The sequence below is a fragment of the Pseudomonas brenneri genome, from assembly GCF_007858285.1.
GTDB classification, from domain to species: Bacteria; Pseudomonadota; Gammaproteobacteria; order Pseudomonadales; family Pseudomonadaceae; genus Aquipseudomonas; species Aquipseudomonas brenneri.
This window is the reverse complement of record NZ_VFIL01000005.1, coordinates 24,290-46,395: the sequence shown is the minus strand read 5'-3', so window position 1 is coordinate 46,395 and position 22,106 is coordinate 24,290. Positions and strand designations below refer to the sequence as shown.

The window sequence follows — 22,106 nt, the reverse complement described above, 5'->3', positions numbered from 1 at the left end:
GACCTATGCCTCTCGCCCCTAACTCGCTCCTGCAGGCCGCCCCCGCGGTCAAGCCTCAGGCTTCCTCCGTCAATGCCCAGGCAGTGGCCGTGGACGCGCGGGCCAAAGCGCCAGGCTTTGCCCAGGTGTTCGCCAAGGAGTCCAGCGTTGCGCCTGCCAAGGCCACCGATATGGCGCCCAAGCCAAGCCGTGACAAGCCGGCGGATGTCAGTGCCAAGAAAGAGGTGGGCAACGACAAGCCTGCCGCTGGCACCCCAGCGGTTGCCGATAGCGGCAAGACCTTGCCTGCCAGCCCGCAGGTCAAGGACGACAAGACGGCCAGCCGCGATGACGAGACAAGCACCGGCAAGGATCCGGCATTGGCTGTACAGCCGGTGGCCGATCCGGTGGTTGACCCGGCGCTGATCGCGGCGGTCACGCCGGCTCCGGTTGCTGTCCCGGCCGCCGTGGTGGATGACGCCGTGGCGCCGTTGCTCGTGACCACCGCGCCGGTCACCGAAGAGGTTGCGCCAACCTTCGACCCCGAGGCCGATCCATTGGATGCATTGCCGGCCGTGCGCCTGGCGATGGAGCAGGGCGGGCATGTCTCCGCCAGCAGCCAGGCAGCGCAAAAAGCCGCGCCGACCCAGGCTGAGCCTACCGCCGCGCAGAACTTCACTAACGGCCTGGCGGCGATGGTCGATCAGCAAGCGGCCAAGGACAGTACCGACCAGGGGGGCGAGAAGGCTTTCAGCGGCCTGATCGAAGAGGGCCTCAAGGATTTGAAGGGCGCGAGCAGCGACACCCGCGTCGATGACTTTGCCAATCGCCTGGCCGCCCTGACCCAGGCCGCCACGCCCAAGACCGCCAACGCCTTGCCGCTCAATAACCAGCCGCTGGCCATGCATCAGAGTGGCTGGACCGAGGAAGTGGTGAACCGGGTCATGTACCTGTCCAGCATCAACCTCAAGTCCGCCGATATCCAATTACAGCCTGCCGAGTTGGGCCGCCTGGATATCCGCGTGAACATGACCGCTGACCAGCAGGCCCAGGTCAACTTCATGAGCGGCCACGCCGCCGTGCGCGAGGCCCTGGAAAGCCAGTCCGGGCGCCTGCGGGAAATGTTCGCCCAGCAGGGCATGGGCCAGGTTGACGTGAATGTCTCCGACCAGTCCCGTGGCTGGCAGGGCCAGGGTCAGGAGCAACAGCAGAACCAGGCGCGGGGAGTCAGCGGCAGCGGTGGGCACAACGATGGGCATGACACCGGCCTTGCCGGCGAAGCCACCGAAGTGGCGGCGCCGATAGCCCAATCCGTCATCGGCTCCAGCGCCGTGGACTACTACGCCTGAAACCTGACCTCTGTGGGAGCTGGCTTGCCTGCGATAGCGGTGGGTCAGCAATATAGCTCGTGCCTGACACACCGCTATCGCAGGCAAGCCAGCTCCCACACTGGTTTTGTAGCGTTGCTGAAATCCGTGACAACTCTGGCATAACACTTGCTCTTGCCTTCCCGTGGATCTATGAAACCCCGAATAGTGACGGATTATTGGCATGGCGAAGAGTGACGACGCAGCAACAGCACCTGCAGGCAAGAGCAAGCTCAAGATGATCCTGTTGATCGTCGTGGCCTTGTTATTGGCCATCGGCGTGTCGGTGGGCGCTACCTGGTACTTCATGCACAGCGCCCAGAGCAAGCCTGCACCTGCGGCCGAGACCGCGACCAACGTCAAGCAACCGGCAATCTTCGAGCAGATGCTTCCGGCCTTTGTCGCCAACTACAACCAGAACGGTCGGCAACGCTACCTGCAGGTGAGCATTTCCCTGCTGGCGCGCAACCAGGCGGACCTGGATGCCCTCAAGGTGCATATGCCGGTGATCCGCAACAACCTGGTGATGCTGTTCTCCGGGCAGAGTTTCGACAGCCTGGCCACCCCGGTGGGCCAGGAAATGCTGCGCCAGAAGGTCACTGCCAGCGTGCAGGAAGTGGCCCAGAAAGAACTGGGCAAAGTCGTGGTCGAGCAGGCGCTCTTCACTAATTTCGTATTGCAGTAGGATCACGACATGGCCGTGCAAGACCTGCTGTCCCAGGATGAAATCGACGCCCTGTTACATGGCGTCGACGATGGTCTGGTACAGACCGAAATGGCTGCCGAGCCCGGCAGCGTCAAAAGTTATGACCTGACCAGCCAGGATCGCATCGTCCGTGGACGCATGCCGACCCTGGAAATGATCAACGAGCGTTTCGCCCGCTACACCCGGATCAGCATGTTCAACATGCTGCGCCGTTCGGCAGACGTAGCGGTGGGCGGCGTGCAGGTGATGAAGTTCGGTGAATACGTGCACTCGCTGTACGTGCCCACCAGCCTCAACCTGGTCAAGATCAAGCCGCTGCGCGGTACCGCGCTGTTCATCCTCGACGCCAAGCTGGTGTTCAAGCTGGTGGACAACTTCTTCGGCGGTGACGGCCGTCACGCCAAGATCGAAGGCCGCGAATTCACCCCCACCGAATTGCGCGTAGTACGCATGGTGCTGGAGCAGGCCTTCGTCGACTTGAAAGAAGCCTGGCAGGCGATCATGGAAGTCAATTTCGAGTACATCAACTCGGAAGTGAACCCGGCCATGGCCAACATCGTCGGGCCCAGCGAAGCCATTGTGGTCTCCACTTTCCATATCGAACTCGATGGCGGGGGCGGCGACCTGCACGTGACCATGCCGTACTCGATGATCGAACCGGTGCGCGAGATGCTCGATGCGGGCTTCCAGTCCGACCTCGACGACCAGGACGAACGCTGGGTCAAGGCCCTGCGCGAAGACCTGCTGGATGTCGATGTGCCGCTGAGCGCCACCGTGGCGCGTCGCCAGTTGCGCCTGCGGGACATTTTGCATATGCAGCCGGGGGATGTGATCCCTGTCGAGTTGCCAGACGAATTGATCATGCGCGCCAACGGCGTGCCGTCGTTCAAGGTCAAGCTCGGTTCCCACAAAGGCAACCTGGCGTTGCAAGTGGTCGAGCCGATCAACCGTCGCTGATTCCCCTCTAACTCCTGTTTTTTGCTGCGCCGAGGACATGTAATGGCTACCGAACACGAAAACACTTCCGCCGAAGACCAGGCCCTGGCCGATGAATGGGCCGCTGCCCTGGAAGAAACCGGCGATGTAGGCCAGGACGATATCGACGCTTTGCTGGCGGCCGATGCTGCCACTGCACCGGTGGGCAACCGCTTGCCCATGGAAGAGTTCGGCAGCGTGCCGAAGAACCATGAGCCGGTATCGCTCGATGGTCCGAACCTGGACGTGATCCTCGATATCCCGGTATCGATCTCCATGGAAGTGGGCAGCACTGAAATCAACATCCGCAACCTGCTGCAACTCAACCAGGGTTCGGTGATCGAGCTTGACCGCCTGGCCGGCGAGCCGCTGGATGTGTTGGTCAACGGCACGCTGATCGCCCATGGCGAAGTGGTGGTGGTCAACGAAAAGTTCGGCATCCGCCTGACTGACGTGATCAGCCCCAGCGAACGCATCAAGAAGCTGCGCTGAGATGAGTCGCTGGGTGGTGGGACTGTTGTGGGCGCTGCCACTGGGCGCATTCGCGGCTGAGCCGGTGGCCTTGGCCGCTGCACCGGCCGTCGGTGGCAATGTGGCCGGGCAACTGACTCAGTTGGTGCTCGGCCTGCTGCTGGTGGTGGGGTTGATCTTCGTCCTCGCCTGGCTGTTGCGCCGGGTGCAGCGGATCGGCCCGGGCAATGCCCAGGTCATCGAGCTGGTGGGTTCGCGGGCCTTGGGCGCGCGGGATCGCCTGGTGCTGGTGCAGGTGGGCGAAGAGCAGATCCTGCTCGGCCTGACGCCTGGTCGTATTACCCCGCTGCACGTGCTCAAGCATCCGGTGAGCGTGGCCCAGACCGAGGCCGCCACCCCGGAGTTCGCCCAGCGCCTGATGGAGCTGATGGGCAAGGACCAGAAGGATAAGAAGTAATGCGCGTTCTATTGGCGCTCATGCTGTTGCTGGCCGCGCCCTTGGCGTTCGGCGCCGACCCGTTGTCGATCCCGGCGATCACCCTGGGCACCAACGCGGCCGGGGCCCAGGAATATTCGGTCAGCCTGCAGATCCTGCTGATCATGACGGCGCTGAGTTTTATCCCGGCGTTCGTCATGCTCATGACCAGCTTCACTCGCATCATCATTGTGTTCTCGATTCTGCGTCAGGCCCTGGGTTTGCAGCAGACGCCGTCGAACCAGATCCTCACCGGCATGGCCCTGTTCCTGACGTTGTTCATCATGGCGCCGGTGTTTGACAAGGTGAACCAGCAAGCCCTGCAACCCTACCTGGCCGAGAAGCTCACAGCCCAGGACGCGGTGGACAAGGCCCAGGGCCCGATCAAGGACTTCATGCTATCGCAGACCCGCTCCAGCGATCTGGAGCTGTTTGTACGCCTGTCCAAGCGTACCGATATTGCCAGCCCCGACCAGGCGCCGTTGACCATCCTGGTGCCGGCGTTCGTGACCTCGGAGCTCAAGACTGCATTCCAGATCGGCTTCATGATCTTCATCCCGTTCCTGATCATCGACCTGGTGGTGGCCAGTGTGCTGATGGCCATGGGTATGATGATGCTGTCGCCGCTGATCATTTCGTTGCCGTTCAAGATCATGCTGTTTGTGCTGGTGGATGGTTGGGCGCTGATTATCGGCACCCTCGCCGGCAGTTTCGGAGGGGTATAGCGCCATGACTCCGGAAGTCGCCGTCGACCTGTTTCGCGAAGCACTGTGGCTGACCACCCTGATGGTCGCGGTGCTGGTGGTGCCCAGCCTGTTGGTGGGTTTGCTGGTGGCGATGTTCCAGGCTGCCACGCAGATCAACGAACAGACCTTGAGCTTCCTCCCGCGTTTGTTGGTGATGCTGGTCACGCTGATCGTTGCCGGGCCCTGGCTGGTGCAGACCTTCATGGAATACATCCTGCAGCTGTACGGCAGTATTCCGCAGTTGATCGGCTGACCTGATGCAGTCCTTGCTGGCATTGACCGACACCCAGATCAGCACGTGGGTGGCCGCGTTCATCCTGCCGCTGTTTCGCGTGGGCGCGATGCTGATGACCATGCCGGTGATCGGCACGACCCTGGTGCCCAAGCGTGTGCGCCTGTTCTTCACCGTGGCGATCACTGTGGTCATTGTGCCGACATTGCCGGCGATGCCACCGGTCAATGCCCTGGACCTCAGTGCATTGCTGCTGATTGCCGAACAAATCCTGATTGGCGCCTTGATGGGCTTCTCTTTGACCCTGTTCTTCCAGGCGTTTGTGATTGCCGGGCAAATCGTCTCGATCCAGATGGGCATGGGCTTCGCGTCCATGGTCGACCCCACCAACGGCGTGTCGGTGGCGGTGATCGGGCAATTTCTGACCATGCTGGTGACCCTGCTGTTTTTGGCCATGAACGGCCATCTGGTGGCCTTCGAAATCCTCACCGAGAGCTTCACCACCTTGCCGGTAGGCGAGGGCTTGATCGTCAACCACTTCTGGGAAGTGGTCGGGCGCCTCAGTTGGGTGCTGGGCGCGTCATTGTTGCTGGTGTTGCCGGCGATCACTGCGCTGCTGGTGGTCAACATTGCCTTCGGCGTGATGACCCGTGCCGCGCCGCAGTTGAACATTTTTGCTATTGGTTTCCCGCTGACCCTGGTGTTGGGCCTGGGGATTTTCTGGATCGGCCTGGCCGACATTCTCAATCAGTATCAACCGCTGGCCAGTGATGCCCTGCAGTTCTTACGTGATCTGGCACGGGCGCGCTGAGCCATGGCCGAGAGCGAGAGTGGTCAGGACAAAACAGAAGACCCCACGGAGAAACGGAAAAAGGACTCCAGGGAAAAGGGCGAAATTGCCCGTTCCAAAGAGCTCAACACCCTGGCGGTGATGCTCGCCGGGGCCGGCGGCCTGTTGATCTACGGCGGCGGCCTGGCCCAGGACCTGATGGAGATCATGAAGCACAGCTTTTCCCTGCCCCGGGAAGTGCTGCTTGACCCGCGCGCCATGGGCATCTACCTGCTGCACTCGGGGAAGATAGCGATCCTGGCCTCGCAACCGGTGCTGATCACCTTGCTGCTGGCGGCGCTGATCGGGCCGATTTCCCTCGGTGGCTGGTTGTTCGCGGCCGGCAGCCTGGCGCCCAAATTCAGCCGCATGAACCCGGCGGCCGGGATCAAGCGCATGTTCTCGGCCAAGGCCGTGGTGGAACTGCTCAAGGCATTGGCGAAGTTCTTCATCATCTTGTTTGTGGCGCTGGTGGTGCTCAAGTCGGATATCGACGACTTGTTGCGCATCGCCCATGAACCGCTGGAGCTGGCAATCATTCATAGCGTGCAACTGGTGGGGTGGAGTGCGTTGTGGATGGCCTGCGGGCTGATCCTGATTGCGGCGGTGGATGCGCCGATCCAGCTGTGGGAAAGCCACAAGAAGCTGCTGATGACCAAGCAAGAAGTGCGTGACGAGCACAAGGATCAGGAAGGCAAGCCGGAAGTGAAGCAGCGTATCCGTCAGCTGCAACGCGAGATGTCCCAGCGCAAGATGATGGCTTCGGTACCGGATGCCGATGTGGTCATTACCAACCCGACCCACTATGCGGTGGCGCTCAAGTACGACGCCGAGAAGGGCGGCGCACCGATGTTGCTGGCCAAGGGCAGCGACTTTACCGCCTTGAAAATCCGCGAAATCGCCCAGGCCAACGACATTTTGCTGCTGGAGTCGCCGGCGCTGGCGCGTTCGATCTTCTACTCCACCGACCTTGAACAAGAGATCCCGGCCGGGCTGTATCTGGCGGTGGCGCAGGTGTTGGCCTATGTCTATCAGATTCGCCAATACCGTGCGGGCAAGGGCAAGCGACCGGATCCGCTCAAGGATTTGCCGATTCCGCCGGATTTGCAGCGCGATTCCTGAGTTTTGAGCCATCGCGGGCAAGCCCGGCTCCCACAGTTGATCTCGGTCAAATGTGGGAGCCGGGCTTGCCCGCGATGGCGTCCGAACAGGTAGCAAGCATCAATGCCTGGCAACTAGCATCGCTTGCCCCCCATGTCTACCTGTCAACTCTGACAGTAGCCACCGCCTCTGCTTCGCGGTTTGATGGCGCGCGGATGTTCAAGCAAGGTTTCGGGAGAAGGGCAATGGCAACGGGCACTGTGAAGTGGTTCAACGACTCAAAGGGCTTTGGCTTCATTAAGCAGGATGATGGGGGAGAGGATCTGTTTGTGCACTTCTCGGCCATTCAAACCGAGGGGTTCAAGGCGCTGACAGAGGGCCAAAAGGTGCAATATGCGGTTGTCCACGGCCCTAAAGGCATTCAGGCAGAAAACGTCCAGCCACTCTAGCGGCTAACAATAATCCTCCCCCGGTATGCCTCAAGCAAAAGTTGGAAGGCTTCTTGCACAAGCCCTTCCAAGTCGCCTCCTGGCGTCAAAGTTTTGCTTCAAGGCAACGAGGAATACCGGTGGTGGATCGCTCTCAAATGCTCAACAACGCCCGTGGCACCCTGACGGACCTCTCGCGAGGCAACCTGGGTGTGCCGTTGTTGCTGTTGGTCATGCTGGCAATGATGATGTTGCCGATGCCGCCGTTCCTGTTGGACGTGTTCTTCACCTTCAACATTGCCCTGTCCATCGTGGTGCTGCTGGTGTGTGTATACGCGCTGCGGCCTTTGGATTTTGCGGTCTTTCCCACCATTTTGCTGGTTGCCACGCTGCTGCGCCTGGCCCTTAACGTGGCCTCCACGCGGGTGGTGATGCTCCACGGCCAGGACGGTCACGCCGCCGCCGGCAAGGTGATCCAGGCTTTTGGTGAGGTGGTGATCGGCGGCAACTACGTGGTCGGTATCGTGGTGTTCGCGATCCTGATGATCATCAACTTCGTGGTGGTGACCAAGGGCGCCGGGCGGATTTCCGAGGTGAGCGCACGGTTTACCCTCGACGCCATGCCTGGCAAGCAAATGGCGATCGACGCCGACCTCAACGCCGGCCTGATCGACCAGAACCAGGCCAAGGCCCGTCGTTCCGAAGTGGCCCAGGAGGCCGAGTTCTACGGTTCGATGGACGGTGCCAGCAAATTCGTACGTGGCGACGCCATCGCCGGCCTGCTGATCCTGTTTATCAACCTGATCGGCGGCATGGCGGTGGGGATCTTCCAGCACGGCATGACCTTCGGCGATGCGGGCAAGGTGTACGCCTTGCTGACCATTGGTGACGGTTTAGTGGCGCAATTGCCATCACTGTTGTTATCCACAGCTGCGGCGATCATGGTGACCCGTGCGTCCGGCTCCGAAGACATGGGCAAGCAGATCAACCGCCAGATGTTTTCCTCGCCCAAGGCCCTGGCCGTGGCGGCCGGCATCATGGCGATCATGGGCATTGTGCCGGGCATGCCGCACTTCTCGTTCCTGAGCATGGCCGCCCTGGCCGGCGGCGGTGCGTACCTGTTCTGGAAGAAGCAGAACACGGTCAAGGTCCAGGCCTTGAAAGAGGTGGAACGCCAGCAGGACTTACTGCCGTCGCCGGCCCGCGCCCAGGAAACCAAGGAGTTGGGCTGGGATGACGTGACCCCGATCGACATGATCGGCCTGGAAGTCGGCTATCGCCTGATCCCGCTGGTCGACCGCAACCAGGGCGGCCAGTTGCTGGCGCGGATCAAGGGTGTGCGCAAGAAATTGTCCCAGGACCTGGGCTTCTTGATGCCCACCGTACACATTCGCGATAACCTCGACCTGGCCCCCAGTGCCTACCGTCTGACGCTGATGGGCGTGACCCTGGCCGAAGCCGAGATCTACCCGGACCGCGAGTTGGCGATCAACCCGGGCCAGGTGTTTGGCACCCTGAGCGGCATCACCGCCAAAGATCCGGCTTTTGGCCTGGACGCGGTGTGGATCGAAGTCAGCCAGCGTAGCCAGGCGCAGTCCCTGGGTTACACCGTGGTGGATGCCAGCACGGTGGTCGCCACGCACCTCAACCAGATTCTGTACAAGCACTCCCACGAGTTGATTGGCCACGAAGAAGTCCAGCAACTCATGCAATTGCTGGCCAAGGCCTCGCCAAAGCTGGCCGAAGAGCTGGTGCCGGGCATCCTGTCGTTGTCGCAGTTGCTCAAGGTGTTGCAGGCACTGTTGGCCGAGCAGGTGCCGGTACGCGACATTCGCAGCATTGCCGAGGCCGTCGCCAACAATGCCGCCAAGAGTCAAGATACTGCCGCTCTGGTGGCTGCGGTGCGCGTCGGTTTGTCGCGTGCCATCGTCCAAAGCATTGTCGGGCTTGACTCCGAGCTGCCTGTCATCACCTTGGAACCAAGGTTGGAACAAATATTGCTCAATAGTATCCAGAAGGCAGGACAAGGCCAGGAAGAGGGCGTCCTGCTGGAGCCAAGCATGGCTGAAAAGCTGCAGCGTTCGTTGATCGACGCCGCACAGCGCCAGGAGATGCAGGGCCAACCGGTGATCCTGCTGGTGGCCGGCCCCGTCCGGGCGATGTTGTCGCGGTTTGGACGCCTGGCAGTACCGAATTTGCACGTATTGGCTTATCAGGAAATTCCTGACAACAAGCAAGTGACTATCGTCGCGACAGTAGGGCCCAACGGCTGAGGTAGTGGGTTATGCAAGTAAAGCGTTTTTTCGCCGCCGATATGCGTCAGGCCATGAAGCTGGTTCGTGATGAACTGGGCGCCGACGCGGCTATTATCGGTAACCGTCGCATTGCCGGCGGTGTCGAGCTGACGGCTGCCCTGGATTACAAACCCCAGGCCTTGGCGCCGCGCGTGCCGAACATGGAACTCGAAGACGAGTTGCGCAAGACCGCCTCGCGCATTGTCTCGGCCCAGGCCGAACTGAGCATGCGTGGCGACAGCGATGCGACCACCAACCGCCAATTGTTTGCCGGCCTGCCGCTGACTGCGGCCGAGCCATTGGTTGAGCCGACCTTCGTCGAGCCGCCGCGTCCTGCTGCGCCGGCGCCGGCTGCGGCGGTCGACCAGCGCGTGTTCGACTCGATGCGTTTTGAACTCAATGGCCTGCGCGAACTGTTGGAAGTGCAGTTGGGCTCGCTGGCCTGGAACCAGTTGCAAGGCAGCAAGCCGCAACAGGCCAACCTCTGGCGTCGCCTGCAGCGCATCGGCCTGTCCGGCCCGTTGTCGCGCGACCTGCTGGAGCTGACCACCGGTATCGAAGAACCTCGCCAGGCCTGGCGCATGCTGCTGGCCCACTTGGCGCGGATGATCCAGACCCCGGAAATCGAACCCCTTGAAGAAGGTGGCGTGATTGCCATGGTCGGCCCTGCCGGCATGGGCAAGACCACCACCCTGGCCAAATTGGCCGCCCGTTATGTACTCAAGTACGGCGCGCACAATATTGCGCTGGTGAGCATGGACAGCTACCGCATCGGTGCCCAGGAGCAGCTCAAGACCCTGGGCCGGATCCTCAATGTGCCGGTGACCCATGTCGACCCGGGCCAGTCCCTGGCCAACGCCCTCGACCCGCTGCTGCGCAAACGCGTGGTGCTGATCGACACCGCGGGCCTGCAAGCCAGCGACCCGGCGTTGCGTATGCAGCTGGAAAGCCTGGCCGGACGCGGGATCAAGTCGAAAAATTACCTGGTACTTGCAACAACCAGCCAAAAACAGGTTCTGACTGCTGCGTACCACAGCTACAAGCGTTGCGGGTTGGCCGGTTGCATCCTGACTAAGCTGGATGAAACCGCAAGCCTGGGCGAAGTGTTGAGCCTTGCCATCAGCCATGAATTACCGGTCGCCTACCTGACCGACGGGCCGCGGATCCCGGATGATTTGCATCTGCCGCGCCGTCATCAACTGGTCAGCCGTGCAGTCAGTGTGCAAATGCAGGACGAACCCAGTGAAGAGGCGATGGCGGACATGTTCGCCGACCTCTATCACAACCCAGCCAAGCGGGTCGGCTGAAGGCAACATGAAACACAGTGCAATGTACCTACATCGATGGTCTGCTACCGCGGCCACCCTATGTAGCCTGCGGCTAAGCAAGACAAGGTAAAGAAAGAACATGGGCAGCATGCATCCCGTACAGGTGATCGCGGTGACCGGCGGCAAAGGTGGCGTCGGGAAAACTAACGTGTCAGTGAATTTGTCCCTGGCCCTGGCAGAGCTTGGCCGCCGTGTCATGCTGCTGGATGCCGACCTGGGACTGGCGAACGTTGACGTTCTGCTGGGACTGACCCCCAAACATACCCTGGCCGATGTCATTGAGGGCCGCTGTGAACTGCGCGATGTGCTGTTGCAGGGGCCAGGGGGGATTCGCATCGTCCCGGCCGCCTCCGGCACCCAGAGCATGGTGCATCTGAGCCCGGCGCAGCATGCCGGCCTGATCCAGGCCTTCAGTGATATCGGCGACAACCTCGACGTGCTGGTGATCGACACCGCCGCCGGGATCGGCGAGTCCGTGGTCAGCTTCGTGCGCGCCGCGCAGGAAGTGTTGCTGGTGGTCTGCGACGAACCCACCTCGATCACCGACGCCTACGCCCTGATCAAACTGCTCAACCGCGACTACGGCATGAACCGCTTCCGCGTGCTGGCCAACATGGCCCAGAGCCCACAGGAAGGGCGCAACCTGTTCGCCAAGTTGACCAAGGTCACGGATCGCTTCCTCGATGTCGCCTTACAATACGTCGGCGCAGTTCCCTATGACGAGTGTGTGCGCAAGGCTGTGCAAAAGCAGCGTGCAGTCTATGAAGCGTTCCCTCGTTCGAAATGCGCGTTGGCGTTCAAGGCAATTGCTCAGAAGGTCGATACCTGGCCACTGCCCGCCAATCCTCGGGGGCATCTGGAGTTTTTCGTCGAGCGATTGGTGCATCAGACGAGTGCAGGACCGGTGCTATGACAGCCAGCGGCTACAACCTTTACAAAAAATCAGCGCGTGACAGCCAGGGCGAATTGATCGAGCGCTATGCGCCTCTGGTCAAGCGCATTGCCTACCACCTGCTGGCACGCCTGCCCGCCAGTGTCCAGGTCGAAGACCTGATCCAGGCGGGGATGATCGGCCTGCTCGAAGTGTCGACCAAGTACGACGCGAGCAAGGGTGCGAGTTTCGAGACGTATGCGGGTATCCGTATCCGTGGCGCGATGCTCGATGAAGTGCGTAAAGGTGATTGGGCGCCGCGTTCGGTTCACCGCAATACCCGGATGGTGAGTGACGCAATTCGCTCAATTGAAGCAAAAACCGGCCGCGACGCTAAAGATCACGAAGTTGCGGCCGAACTCCAATTGAGTCTCGACGATTACTACGGGATTTTGAACGATACCTTGGGCAGCCGCCTGTTCAGTTTCGACGACCTGCTACAGGACGGCGAACATGAAGGGCTGCACGAGGACGGCGCGAGCGCTCACCAGGAGCCTTCACGCGACCTGGAAGATGAACGCTTCCAGGGCGCCCTGGCAGAGGCGATTGCCAATCTGCCGGAACGTGAGCGACTGGTGTTGGCGCTGTACTACGACGAAGAGCTGAACCTCAAGGAAATCGGTGAGGTCCTGGGGGTCAGCGAATCGCGGGTCAGTCAGCTCCATAGCCAATGCGCGGCCCGCTTGCGGGGGCGTTTGGGAGAGTGGCGAGCGCGCTGACAGGCAGTGTGGGGACAGTGCGAGCGATAACCGCCAGGGCGCAAGCCGGGCGGGAGCGACCTGTGGTGTGCCCTAGCAGTCCTTTTTGTGTAATGCCTGTTGAATGATATGGCGCGCCCAGGTGCTGGACGCGTTTAAGACTGCTTGGAGGTCGAATTGGACAAGAACATGAAAATCCTCATCGTTGATGACTTCTCAACGATGCGGCGGATCATAAAAAACCTGTTGCGTGACCTTGGGTTCACTAACACGGTCGAGGCGGATGACGGCATTACGGCGATTCCGATCCTCAACAGCGGGAGCATCGACTTTCTGGTAACCGACTGGAACATGCCTGGCATGACCGGTATCGATCTGCTGCGCCATGTGCGCGCCGATGAAAAACTGCGCAATCTTCCGGTGTTGATGGTGACCGCCGAAGCCAAGCGTGAACAGATCATCGAAGCCGCCCAGGCCGGGGTCAACGGCTACGTGGTCAAGCCATTCACTGCATTGGCCTTGAAAGAGAAGATTGAAAAAATCTTCGAACGCATCGGTCATTGATGCTGCCACGGGGGAGCTATGGAGCATAAAGAATCATCGCAGGCCGACTTTGAATCGACCCTGAAAAAACATGCTCACCAACTCGTCGAAAGCCTGGAAAAAGGCCAGTTCGGCGACGCAGTGCAGTTGATCCATGAGCTCAACCAGACCCGCGACCGCGGCCTGTACCAGGAAGTGGGCAAGCTCACCCGTGAGTTGCACAGTGCGATCGTCAATTTCCAGATCGACCCGCACATGCCCCAGGCCGAGGAAATCTCGCAGATCACTGATGCCACCGAACGCCTGTCCTATGTGGTCAGGCTGACTGAGGCGGCAGCCAATCGCACCATGGACCTGGTGGAAAACGCCACGCCTTTGGTGAACGGCATGGCCAATGAGGCCAAGGCGTTGAGCGCTGACTGGGGGCGTTTCATGCGCCGCGAAGTGGGCGCAGAAGAATTTCGTGAGCTGGCGCGTCGGGTCGAGGGCTTCCTGTCACGCAGCGAGCAGGACAACCGCACGGTTTCCAGCAACCTCAATGACATTCTGCTGGCCCAGGATTACCAGGACCTCACCGGCCAGGTGATCAAGCGCGTGACCCTGTTGGTCACTGAAGTGGAAAGCAACTTGCTCAAGCTGGTGCTGATGGCTGGCCAGGTCGACCGTTTTGCCGGCATCGAACATGACCGCGAAGCGATCCTCTCGGAAAAAGATCCACAAAAACACCTCGCCAAGGGTGAAGGTCCGCAGATTCATGCCGATAAACGTGAAGACGTTATGTCAGGTCAAGATGACGTAGACGATTTGCTGTCCAGTTTAGGCTTTTAGGTCCTGATAACGGCAAATGACGGTCGCGCCGCGCCCCGCAAGGCGCAAGACTAGGCATGAGGAGAGAAGTTTGGTTTTTCCAAATGAACGACGAATAACGACGGATTGCGCCTTGCGGGGCGCGGCCCTCCGGGTTGGAGCTGTGAGCGCGCCATGCTGCGTTGCGGAACTTGACAAGGAAACAACCCTTGCCTGCGTTCCGCGCCTTGCCTGGCCCGCTCACAGCTCCAACGCGATCCGCCATTTGCCGTTATCAGGACCTAAAGGAGCACGTATATGAGCTTCGGCGCCGATGAAGAAATCCTTCAGGATTTCCTTGTAGAGGCCGGCGAAATTCTAGAGCAGTTGTCCGAGCAACTGGTCGAGCTGGAAAGCCGACCGGATGATGCGAACCTGCTCAATGCAATTTTTCGCGGTTTTCACACTGTAAAAGGGGGCGCCGGCTTCCTCCAGCTCCATGAGCTGGTGGAGTGCTGCCACATCGCCGAAAACGTGTTCGACATCCTGCGCAAGGGTGAGCGGCACGTTGATTCGGAACTGATGGACGTGATCCTTGAAGCCCTGGACGCGGTCAACGGCATGTTCAATGAAGTGCGCGAACGCGCACCGATTACCGCCGCCACCCCGGAACTGCTGGCCGCCCTGGCGCGCCTGGCAGAGCCTGCTGCCCTGAATGCCGCCCCGGTGGTTGAAGCCGCGCCTGAACCGGTGGCCGAGCCTGACGTTACCGACAGCGAATTCGAACAACTGCTGGACTCCCTCAATGCCGTCAAGGCGCAGGCAGAAGCACCGGCAGCGGCTGCGCCAGCCATGGTGCCGACCAGCGAAGACATTACCGATGCCGAGTTCGAGTCGTTGCTCGATCAGTTGCACGGCAAGGGCCAGTTCGCCCCGGACGCCGTGGCGGCAACGCCGGCGGCTGTGGAGCCTGCCCAGCCGGTCAGCACCGACATCACCGATGACGAATTTGAAGCACTGCTGGATCAGTTGCATGGCAAGGGCTCGTTTGCGGCTGATGCCTTGCCGGCAGTTGCAGCGGCGGCTGCACCGGTCGCTGCCCCGCCTGCTGCTGTTGCCCCTGCTGCGGATGGCCTGATTACCGATCACGAATTCGAATCCCTGCTCGACGAGCTGCACGGCAAGGGTAAGTTCTCTGAAGTGGCACCTGCAGCAGCGGCCACCGCCACTGCTGCCGTCGCCAAGCCGGCAGCGGTGGCAGCCAAGGCTGCTGCGCCTGCTCCAGCCCGCGCCGCTGCACCGGCACCGGCCCGCGCGCCGGCGGCTGCCGACAAGGCTCCGGCCAGTGAAGCCGAAACCACCGTGCGGGTCGATACCGCGCGCCTGGACGACATCATGAACATGGTGGGCGAACTGGTGCTGGTGCGTAACCGCTTGGTGCGCCTGGGCTTGAGCAGCGGCGATGAAGCCATGCAAAAGGCCGTGTCGAACCTCGACGTGGTCACGGCCGACCTGCAGACCGCGGTGATGAAGACGCGCATGCAGCCGATCAAGAAGGTCTTCGGGCGCTTCCCGCGCCTGGTCCGTGACTTGGCCCGGCAGTTGAAAAAAGAGATCGCCCTGGAACTGGTGGGCGAAGAAACCGACCTCGACAAAAACCTCGTCGAGGCCCTGGCCGACCCGCTGGTCCACTTGGTGCGCAACGCGGTCGACCACGGTGTGGAAACCCCCGAAGAGCGCGAAGCCAGCGGCAAGCCGCGCCTGGGCAAAGTGATCCTGGCGGCCGAACAGGAAGGCGACCATATCCTGCTGTCGATCACCGATGACGGCAAAGGCATGGACTCCAACATCCTGCGCGGCATCGCGGTCAAGCGCGGCGTCATGGACAAGGACGCCGCCGACCGCCTGACCGACACCGAGTGCTACAACCTGATCTTTGCCCCGGGCTTCTCGACCAAGACCGAGATTTCCGACGTGTCCGGCCGTGGCGTGGGCATGGATGTGGTGAAGACCAAGATCAGCCAGCTCAATGGCTCGATCAATATCTATTCGACCAAGGGCCAGGGCTCGAAGATCGTCATCAAGGTGCCGTTGACCCTGGCGATCATGCCGACCCTGATGGTGATGCTGGGCAACCAGGCGTTCGCCTTCCCGCTGGTCAACGTCAACGAAATCTTCCACCTCGACCTGTCGCGCACCAACGTGGTCGACGGCCAGGAAGTGGTGATCGTGCGCGACAAGGCGTTGCCACTGTTCTACCTCAAGCGTTGGCTGGTGGCGTCCGCCGCTCATGAAGAGCAGCGCGAAGGCCACGTGGTGATCCTGTCCGTGGGCACCCAGCGTATCGGCTTTGTCGTCGATCAACTGGTTGGCCAGGAAGAAGTGGTCATCAAGCCATTGGGCAAGATGCTGCAAGGAACGCCAGGCATGTCGGGTGCGACCATTACCGGTGACGGTCGGATCGCGCTGATTCTCGATGTTCCGAGCATGCTCAAGCGTTACGCCGCACGGCGTATTTGATTCGGCCCGGGCAGGGCGGTTGTCCCTCGCCCTGCCTAACGGAGTGGTTATGGTAGTCAAGGTTCTGGTGGTGGACGATTCGGGTTTTTTCCGCCGCCGCGTCTCGGAAATTCTTTCAGCGGATTCCAACATCCAGGTGGTCGGTACGGCCACCAACGGCAAAGAGGCGATTGACCAGGCACTGGCATTGAAGCCGGACGTGATCACCATGGACTACGAGATGCCGATGATGGATGGCATCACAGCGGTGCGCCACATCATGCAGCGCTGCCCGACCCCGGTCTTGATGTTCTCGTCGCTGACCCACGAAGGCGCCCGGGTGACCCTCGATGCGCTGGACGCTGGCGCCGTGGACTTTTTGCCGAAGAATTTCGAAGACATCTCGCGCAACCCGGAGAAGGTCAAGCAGATGCTCTGCGAGAAGGTGCACAGCATCTCGCGCAGCAATCGCAGCAGCTTCCGTGCCCCGGTGGCTCCCGCCCCGGTAGCGGCACCTGCACCGACCAGCAGCAGTTTCGGGCGCCCGGCGCCGGCCCCAGTGGCACGGCCTGCCGTGGCCCCGGCGCGTACAGCGGCGCCGAGCCCAGCGTCGCCTCCGCCCAAGCGCAAGGCCTACAAACTGGTGGCGATCGGTACTTCCACCGGCGGCCCGGTGGCTTTGCAGCGCGTCTTGACCCAGTTGCCGGCCAACTTCCCGGCGCCCATCGTGCTGGTCCAGCACATGCCCGCGGCCTTCACCAAGGCCTTTGCCGAGCGGTTGGACAAGCTGTGCCGCATCAGCGTCAAGGAAGCCGAAGACGGCGATATCCTGCGCCCGGGTCTTGCGTTGCTGGCCCCGGGTGGTAAGCAAATGATGGTCGATGGTCGCGGCGCGGTGAAAATCCTGCCGGGCGACGAGCGCCTGAACTACAAGCCGTGCGTGGATATCACCTTCGGTTCGGCGGCCAAGTCCTACGGCGACAAAGTTCTGGCGGTGGTCCTCACCGGCATGGGCGCCGATGGCCGCGAAGGCGCGCGCCTGCTCAAACAGGGCGGCAGCTCGATCTGGGCCCAGGATGAAGCCAGTTGCGTGATCTATGGCATGCCCATGGCCATCGTCAAGGCTGACCTGGCTGACGCGGTCTACAGCCTGGATGACATTGGCAAGCACCTGGTGGAGGCCTGTCACTGATGGATGTGTTGAGCCTGGTTGGGATACTCCTGGCGTTTGTCGCCATCATTGGCGGCAACTATCTGGAAGGCGGCCATTTGGGCGCCCTGGCCAACGGTCCGGCGGCGCTGATCGTGATCGGCGGCACCGTCGGCGCGGCGCTGTTGCAGTCGCCTTTAAGCTCGTTCAAGCGGGCGATGCAGATCCTGGTGTGGATCATTTTCCCGCCGCGCGTGGACTTGGCCGGCGGGATCGACCGCGTGGTCAACTGGAGCCTCACCGCGCGCAAGGAAGGCCTGCTGGGCCTCGAAGGCGTGGCCGATGCCGAGCCCGACAGCTACGCGCGCAAAGGCTTGCAACTGCTGGTCGACGGCGCCGAGCCGGAAGCCATCCGCAGCATCCTTGAAGTGGACTTCTACACCCAGGAAAGCCGCGATATCAACGCGGCCAAAGTCTTTGAAAGCATGGGCGGCTACGCGCCGACCATCGGCATCATCGGTGCGGTCATGGGCCTGATCCACGTAATGGGCAACCTGGCCGACCCCTCGCAACTGGGCAGCGGCATTGCCGTGGCATTCGTCGCCACCATCTACGGCGTGGCCAGTGCCAACCTGTTGCTGCTGCCGGTTGCCAGCAAACTCAAATCCATTGCCATGCGCCAGTCCCGTTACCGGGAAATGCTCCTGGAGGGCATCCTGTCGATTGCCGAGGGTGAGAACCCGCGTTCCATCGAATTGAAGCTCCAGGGCTTCATGGATTGATGGGCATGAGCATGCGCCTCCCTCTCCCTGTAGGAGCGAGCTTGCTCGCGAAAACCCCGAGAGCGCTGCGTTTAACCTGCCAGCCAGCGTTATCGTTCGCGACTTTCGCGAGCAAGCTCGCTCCTACAGTTGATGTGTGTTGCGAGGGGGATTGCCTGTGAGCCGTCGCCGCCGTGAGCCTGAAGAGCACGTCAACCATGAACGCTGGCTGGTGTCCTACGCCGACTTCATCACCTTGCTGTTCGCGTTTTTCGTGGTGATGTACTCCATTTCCTCGATCAATGAAGGCAAATACAAGGTCATCTCTGAAGCCCTGGTCGGCGTATTCACCGACTCGGACCGGGCCCTCAAGCCGATTCCCATTGGCGATGAGCGGCCCAAGACCACGACCCCGGCCAAGCCCCTGGTCAAGGACAGTGAAGAGACCGACGCCGGCATCAGTGGCGGCAGCGACCCGCTCAAGAGCATCGCCGACGATATCAGCGCGGCATTTGGCGACCTGATCAGCTCCAACCAGATGACCATTCGTGGCAACGAGCTGTGGGTGGAGATCGAGCTCAACTCCAGCCTGCTGTTCGCCAGCGCCGATGCCCTGCCCAGCGATATTGCCTTCAGCATCATCGACAAGGTGGCGGCCATTTTGAAACCCTTCGACAACCCGATCCATGTCGAAGGCTTTACCGATGACCAGCCGATCCATACCGCACAATTCCCCACCAACTGGGAGTTGTCGTCGGCGCGTTCGGCGAGCATCGTGCGTATGTTGGCGATGCAGGGCGTAAACCCTGGGCGCCTGGCGTCGGTGGGGTATGGTGAATTCCAGCCGGTGGCCAATAATGCGACGGCCGAAGGCCGCGCGCGCAACCGCCGGGTGGTCTTGGTGGTGTCGCGTAACCTGGATGTACGCCGCAGCCTGACCGCGACGGGTGCGGCCAATGCACAACCTGATGCAGCAATGAAGCGGGCTGGCACACAAACTGCACCGACGCCCGTAAAGCCGCCGGAACGCGGGAGTGCCGTCAATTCTCCGTCACCGGCTCTATAACCTCGTGCTATTTCTCGGTCGAGCCAGTGCCCACCGGGAGGAACAATCCGAATGAGAGTCTGGGCAGTTGCCAATCAAAAAGGTGGGGTCGGCAAGACCACCACCTCCATCGCCTTAGCCGGCTTGCTGGCCGAGGCGGGCAAGCGCGTGGTCATTGTCGACCTGGATCCCCACGGCTCGATGACCAGCTATTTCGGCTATGACCCCGATGCGCTGGAGCACAGCTGCTTCGACCTGTTCCTGCACAAGGGCAGCGTCCCCCAAGGCTTGCCCGGGCAACTGTTGTTGCCCACCAGCAACGACAAGATTTCGCTGTTGCCCTCCAGCACCGCGCTGGCCACCCTTGAGCGCCAATCGCCGGGGCAGAGCGGCCTGGGCCTGGTGATCGCCAAGAGCCTGGCGCAATTGTGGCAGGACTTTGACTACGCAATCATCGACAGCCCGCCATTGCTCGGCGTGCTGATGGTCAATGCCCTGGCGGCCAGCCAGCAACTGGTGATCCCGGTACAGACCGAGCACCTGGCGGTCAAGGGCCTGGAGCGCATGGTCAGCACCCTGACCATGATCAACCGTTCGCGCAAGCAGGCGTTGCCGTTCAGTATCGTGCCGACTCTGTTCGACCGCCGCACCCAGGCCTCCCTTGGCACCTTGCGTGTACTGCGTGACGCCTATCCAGAGACCATCTGGCAAGGCTATATCCCGGTGGATACGCGCCTGCGAGACGCCAGCCGCGCGGGCCTCACGCCTTCGCAGTTCGACGGCAAAAGCCGTGGCGTCCTGGCTTACCGGGCCTTGCTCAAGCATCTGCTGGCCCAACAACTTGTGGCACAGGTGGCGTGAGATGAGCACACATTCAAGTCCACGGGGCATCGCGCCGATAACCTTTGAATACACGGTTAACGGGGCTTGCGCGTGGGCATACAGATGAGCCGTCCAGTCGATATCAAGAGCCGCCCGCAGCTGGCGTTGCAGTCCTACCTGGACGCGCTGCTGCAGGATGCCACCGAGGAAGAACTGCCCGAACCGATCCTGGTGCTGGACGAAGTCGAACCGCTGCCTGTTCTTGAGCCTGAGACCCAGCTGGATGAGTTTCAATTGGCGGTCCTGGAAGAGCAGGCCCGCGATGCGGTGGTGATGCCTGTTGTGGTTGCGGTCGAAGTCCCGGCCCTGGAGGCGCCTGCGCCCCTGGTCCTGGTGCCACCCGTGGCCGAGGTGCATCGCCCGCCAAGCATTACACCGCCACCGGTGGAGACGGATGGCCGGCCGTCCTGGGCCGCCGAGCCGTTTGAATGCCTGCTGTTCGACGTTGCCGGGCTGACGCTGGCGGTGCCGCTGGTGTGCCTGGGTTCGATCTACTCCCTGGAAGGCCAGGAATTGACACCGTTGTTTGGCCAGCCGGAGTGGTTCCTCGGGATCCTGCCGAGCCAGGCCGGCAACCTCAAGGTGCTGGATACCGCGCGTTGGGTGATGCCCGACCGCTACCGCGATGATTTCCGCCAGGGCCTGCAATACGTGATTTCGGTGCAGGGCTACGAATGGGGGCTGGCGGTGCATCAGGTCAGCCGTTCGTTGCGCCTGGACCCCAACGAAATCAAATGGCGCAGCCATCGGGGCCAGCGGCCATGGCTGGCGGGCACGGTGATTGAACATATGTGCGCGCTGCTGGATGTCGCCGAATTGGCGGAGCTGATTGCCAGCGGCGCGGTAAAGGATCTGCCAGGTAACAAACGTACTTGATAAAAGACGCAGCGCCACGGCGCTGCCCAAGAAGAACACACGCCGTGCTCAACGGTATTTGAAGGGGTCAGGGGTATGAACAAGTCAGCGTCCGCACAGGGTTTGGATGATCCGATTCTGCAATGGGTGACCTTCAAGCTGGACAACGAGTCCTACGGCATCAACGTGATGCGCGTGCAGGAAGTATTGCGCTACACCGAGATCGCCCCGGTACCGGGTGCGCCGAGCTACGTACTGGGCATCATCAACCTGCGTGGCAACGTGGTGACGGTGATCGACACCCGCCAGCGCTTTGGCCTGATGCCGACTGAAGTCAACGACAACACCCGTATCGTCATCATCGAAGCCGACAAGCAAGTGGTCGGGATCATGGTCGACAGCGTCGCCGAAGTGGTTTACCTGCGTCAGTCGGAAGTCGAGACTGCGCCGAATGTCGGCAACGAAGAGTCGGCCAAGTTCATCCAGGGCGTGTGCAACAAGAACGGCGAGCTGCTGATTCTGGTTGAGCTGGACAAGATGATGAGCGAAGAAGAGTGGTCGGACCTGGAGAACATCTGATTGATGCTTGAGGTAGCGGTAATCGTCCTGGCCCTGCTGTGGGTCGGGACTCTGGTGGTGTTGCTGCGCCATATGCGCCAGCAACGCGAATTGGCGCTGCAACAGGCCGAGCGCGATGCCGTGCGCGACCAGCGCCTGCGCGAGATGGCCAAGCGCGTCGACAACTACCAGCAAAGCGCCGTGCGGGTAGGGGAGGACGTGCATGAACTGCGCGCCATCCTCGCTCCGTTACCCGACAAATTGTCGGCGCTGGAACAGCGTGACCCGGCCAACCTGTCCTTTGCCCAGGCGGCCAAGCTGGTAGGCATGGGTGCCACGGTGGACGAACTGACCCAATCCTGCGGCCTGACCCAGGCCGAGGCGCAGTTGATGAGCAAGTTGCACAAAAGCTGAGCTTGCCGCAGTTCCAATGTGGGAGCGGGCAAGCCCGCTCCCACATTTTTGAT

Annotated in this window: 24 protein-coding genes; all 24 read left to right on the top strand. The window is 61.3% G+C overall.

Annotated elements, in window-relative coordinates; genetic code table 11:
* Nucleotides 1–5 precede the first annotated feature (5 nt).
* The 24 genes from FJD34_RS11955 (at nucleotide 6) to FJD34_RS11840 (ending at nucleotide 22,053) form a co-directional block, all read left to right on the top strand.
* On the top strand, nucleotides 6–1,328 hold the full coding sequence (locus tag FJD34_RS11955; protein WP_032859046.1) for a flagellar hook-length control protein FliK: 1,323 nt from the start codon (nucleotides 6–8) through the stop codon (nucleotides 1,326–1,328).
* Nucleotides 1,329–1,530: 202 nt separating this feature from the next.
* Nucleotides 1,531–2,031: a flagellar basal body-associated protein FliL gene (gene fliL, locus FJD34_RS11950; RefSeq protein WP_032859047.1), complete on the top strand. Its 501-nt coding sequence runs from the start codon at nucleotides 1,531–1,533 to the stop codon at nucleotides 2,029–2,031.
* A 9-nt stretch (nucleotides 2,032–2,040) separates the two neighbouring features.
* Nucleotides 2,041–3,009, top strand: coding sequence for a flagellar motor switch protein FliM (fliM, locus tag FJD34_RS11945; RefSeq protein WP_032859049.1), 969 nt, complete (start codon nucleotides 2,041–2,043; stop codon nucleotides 3,007–3,009).
* Between the two features lie 42 nt (nucleotides 3,010–3,051).
* Nucleotides 3,052–3,519 carry a flagellar motor switch protein FliN gene (gene fliN / locus FJD34_RS11940; protein WP_032859051.1) on the top strand — a complete coding sequence of 156 codons (468 nt, stop codon included), beginning with the start codon at nucleotides 3,052–3,054 and terminating at the stop codon, nucleotides 3,517–3,519.
* Nucleotide 3,520: 1 nt separating this feature from the next.
* Nucleotides 3,521–3,955 (top strand): flagellar biosynthetic protein FliO, encoded by a 435-nt coding sequence (gene fliO / locus FJD34_RS11935; protein WP_065942411.1) that lies wholly within the window; start codon nucleotides 3,521–3,523, stop codon nucleotides 3,953–3,955.
* Complete coding sequence (gene fliP, locus FJD34_RS11930) at nucleotides 3,955–4,698, top strand: flagellar type III secretion system pore protein FliP (RefSeq protein WP_032859054.1); 744 nt, start codon at nucleotides 3,955–3,957, stop codon at nucleotides 4,696–4,698. Before fliO ends, fliP begins: the two co-directional genes overlap by 1 nt.
* 4 nt (nucleotides 4,699–4,702) lie before the next feature.
* Nucleotides 4,703–4,972, top strand: a complete 270-nt coding sequence (fliQ, locus tag FJD34_RS11925; protein ID WP_003192936.1) for a flagellar biosynthesis protein FliQ — start codon at nucleotides 4,703–4,705, stop codon at nucleotides 4,970–4,972.
* A gap of 4 nt (nucleotides 4,973–4,976) precedes the next feature.
* On the top strand, nucleotides 4,977–5,762 hold the full coding sequence (gene fliR, locus FJD34_RS11920; protein ID WP_032859057.1) for a flagellar biosynthetic protein FliR: 786 nt from the start codon (nucleotides 4,977–4,979) through the stop codon (nucleotides 5,760–5,762).
* Between the two features lie 3 nt (nucleotides 5,763–5,765).
* Entirely contained in the window at nucleotides 5,766–6,902 is a 1,137-nt protein-coding gene (flhB, locus tag FJD34_RS11915; RefSeq protein ID WP_032859059.1) for a flagellar biosynthesis protein FlhB, read from the top strand.
* Between the two features lie 224 nt (nucleotides 6,903–7,126).
* Nucleotides 7,127–7,330, top strand: coding sequence for a cold-shock protein (locus FJD34_RS11910; protein WP_090293072.1), 204 nt, complete (start codon nucleotides 7,127–7,129; stop codon nucleotides 7,328–7,330).
* Nucleotides 7,331–7,467: 137 nt separating this feature from the next.
* Nucleotides 7,468–9,582, top strand: a complete 2,115-nt coding sequence (gene flhA, locus FJD34_RS11905; RefSeq protein ID WP_229752343.1) for a flagellar biosynthesis protein FlhA — start codon at nucleotides 7,468–7,470, stop codon at nucleotides 9,580–9,582.
* Nucleotides 9,583–9,593: 11 nt separating this feature from the next.
* Complete coding sequence (flhF, locus tag FJD34_RS11900; RefSeq protein WP_029292553.1) at nucleotides 9,594–10,910, top strand: flagellar biosynthesis protein FlhF; 1,317 nt, start codon at nucleotides 9,594–9,596, stop codon at nucleotides 10,908–10,910.
* A gap of 100 nt (nucleotides 10,911–11,010) precedes the next feature.
* Nucleotides 11,011–11,844 carry a flagellar synthesis regulator FleN gene (fleN, locus tag FJD34_RS11895; RefSeq protein ID WP_003192912.1) on the top strand — a complete coding sequence of 278 codons (834 nt, stop codon included), beginning with the start codon at nucleotides 11,011–11,013 and terminating at the stop codon, nucleotides 11,842–11,844.
* The gene (gene fliA, locus FJD34_RS11890) at nucleotides 11,841–12,581 is read left to right on the top strand and encodes an RNA polymerase sigma factor FliA (protein WP_029292560.1); all 741 of its coding nucleotides are present in this window, start codon (nucleotides 11,841–11,843) and stop codon (nucleotides 12,579–12,581) included. Before fleN ends, fliA begins: the two co-directional genes overlap by 4 nt.
* Before the next feature lie 168 nt (nucleotides 12,582–12,749).
* Nucleotides 12,750–13,124 carry a chemotaxis response regulator CheY gene (locus tag FJD34_RS11885; RefSeq protein ID WP_162237637.1) on the top strand — a complete coding sequence of 125 codons (375 nt, stop codon included), beginning with the start codon at nucleotides 12,750–12,752 and terminating at the stop codon, nucleotides 13,122–13,124.
* Nucleotides 13,125–13,142: 18 nt separating this feature from the next.
* The gene (locus FJD34_RS11880; RefSeq protein ID WP_032859063.1) at nucleotides 13,143–13,931 is read left to right on the top strand and encodes a protein phosphatase CheZ; all 789 of its coding nucleotides are present in this window, start codon (nucleotides 13,143–13,145) and stop codon (nucleotides 13,929–13,931) included.
* Between the two features lie 276 nt (nucleotides 13,932–14,207).
* A complete protein-coding gene (locus FJD34_RS11875; protein ID WP_032859065.1) occupies nucleotides 14,208–16,409 on the top strand; it encodes a chemotaxis protein CheA in 2,202 nt (733 codons plus the stop codon).
* A gap of 49 nt (nucleotides 16,410–16,458) precedes the next feature.
* Nucleotides 16,459–17,580 (top strand): protein-glutamate methylesterase/protein-glutamine glutaminase, encoded by a 1,122-nt coding sequence (locus FJD34_RS11870; protein ID WP_090290670.1) that lies wholly within the window; start codon nucleotides 16,459–16,461, stop codon nucleotides 17,578–17,580.
* On the top strand, nucleotides 17,580–18,320 hold the full coding sequence (locus tag FJD34_RS11865) for a flagellar motor protein (RefSeq protein WP_032859068.1): 741 nt from the start codon (nucleotides 17,580–17,582) through the stop codon (nucleotides 18,318–18,320). Before FJD34_RS11870 ends, FJD34_RS11865 begins: the two co-directional genes overlap by 1 nt.
* Before the next feature lie 157 nt (nucleotides 18,321–18,477).
* On the top strand, nucleotides 18,478–19,365 hold the full coding sequence (gene motD / locus FJD34_RS11860; protein WP_065943496.1) for a flagellar motor protein MotD: 888 nt from the start codon (nucleotides 18,478–18,480) through the stop codon (nucleotides 19,363–19,365).
* A gap of 51 nt (nucleotides 19,366–19,416) precedes the next feature.
* Nucleotides 19,417–20,205, top strand: coding sequence for a ParA family protein (locus tag FJD34_RS11855; protein ID WP_032859072.1), 789 nt, complete (start codon nucleotides 19,417–19,419; stop codon nucleotides 20,203–20,205).
* A gap of 84 nt (nucleotides 20,206–20,289) precedes the next feature.
* Nucleotides 20,290–21,102 (top strand): CheW domain-containing protein, encoded by an 813-nt coding sequence (locus FJD34_RS11850; protein ID WP_032859074.1) that lies wholly within the window; start codon nucleotides 20,290–20,292, stop codon nucleotides 21,100–21,102.
* 75 nt (nucleotides 21,103–21,177) lie between these two features.
* Complete coding sequence (locus FJD34_RS11845; protein WP_032859076.1) at nucleotides 21,178–21,660, top strand: chemotaxis protein CheW; 483 nt, start codon at nucleotides 21,178–21,180, stop codon at nucleotides 21,658–21,660.
* Nucleotides 21,661–22,053 carry a DUF2802 domain-containing protein gene (locus FJD34_RS11840; protein WP_032859078.1) on the top strand — a complete coding sequence of 131 codons (393 nt, stop codon included), beginning with the start codon at nucleotides 21,661–21,663 and terminating at the stop codon, nucleotides 22,051–22,053. It abuts the gene before it with no gap.
* The last annotated feature ends 53 nt before the right edge of the window (nucleotides 22,054–22,106 follow it).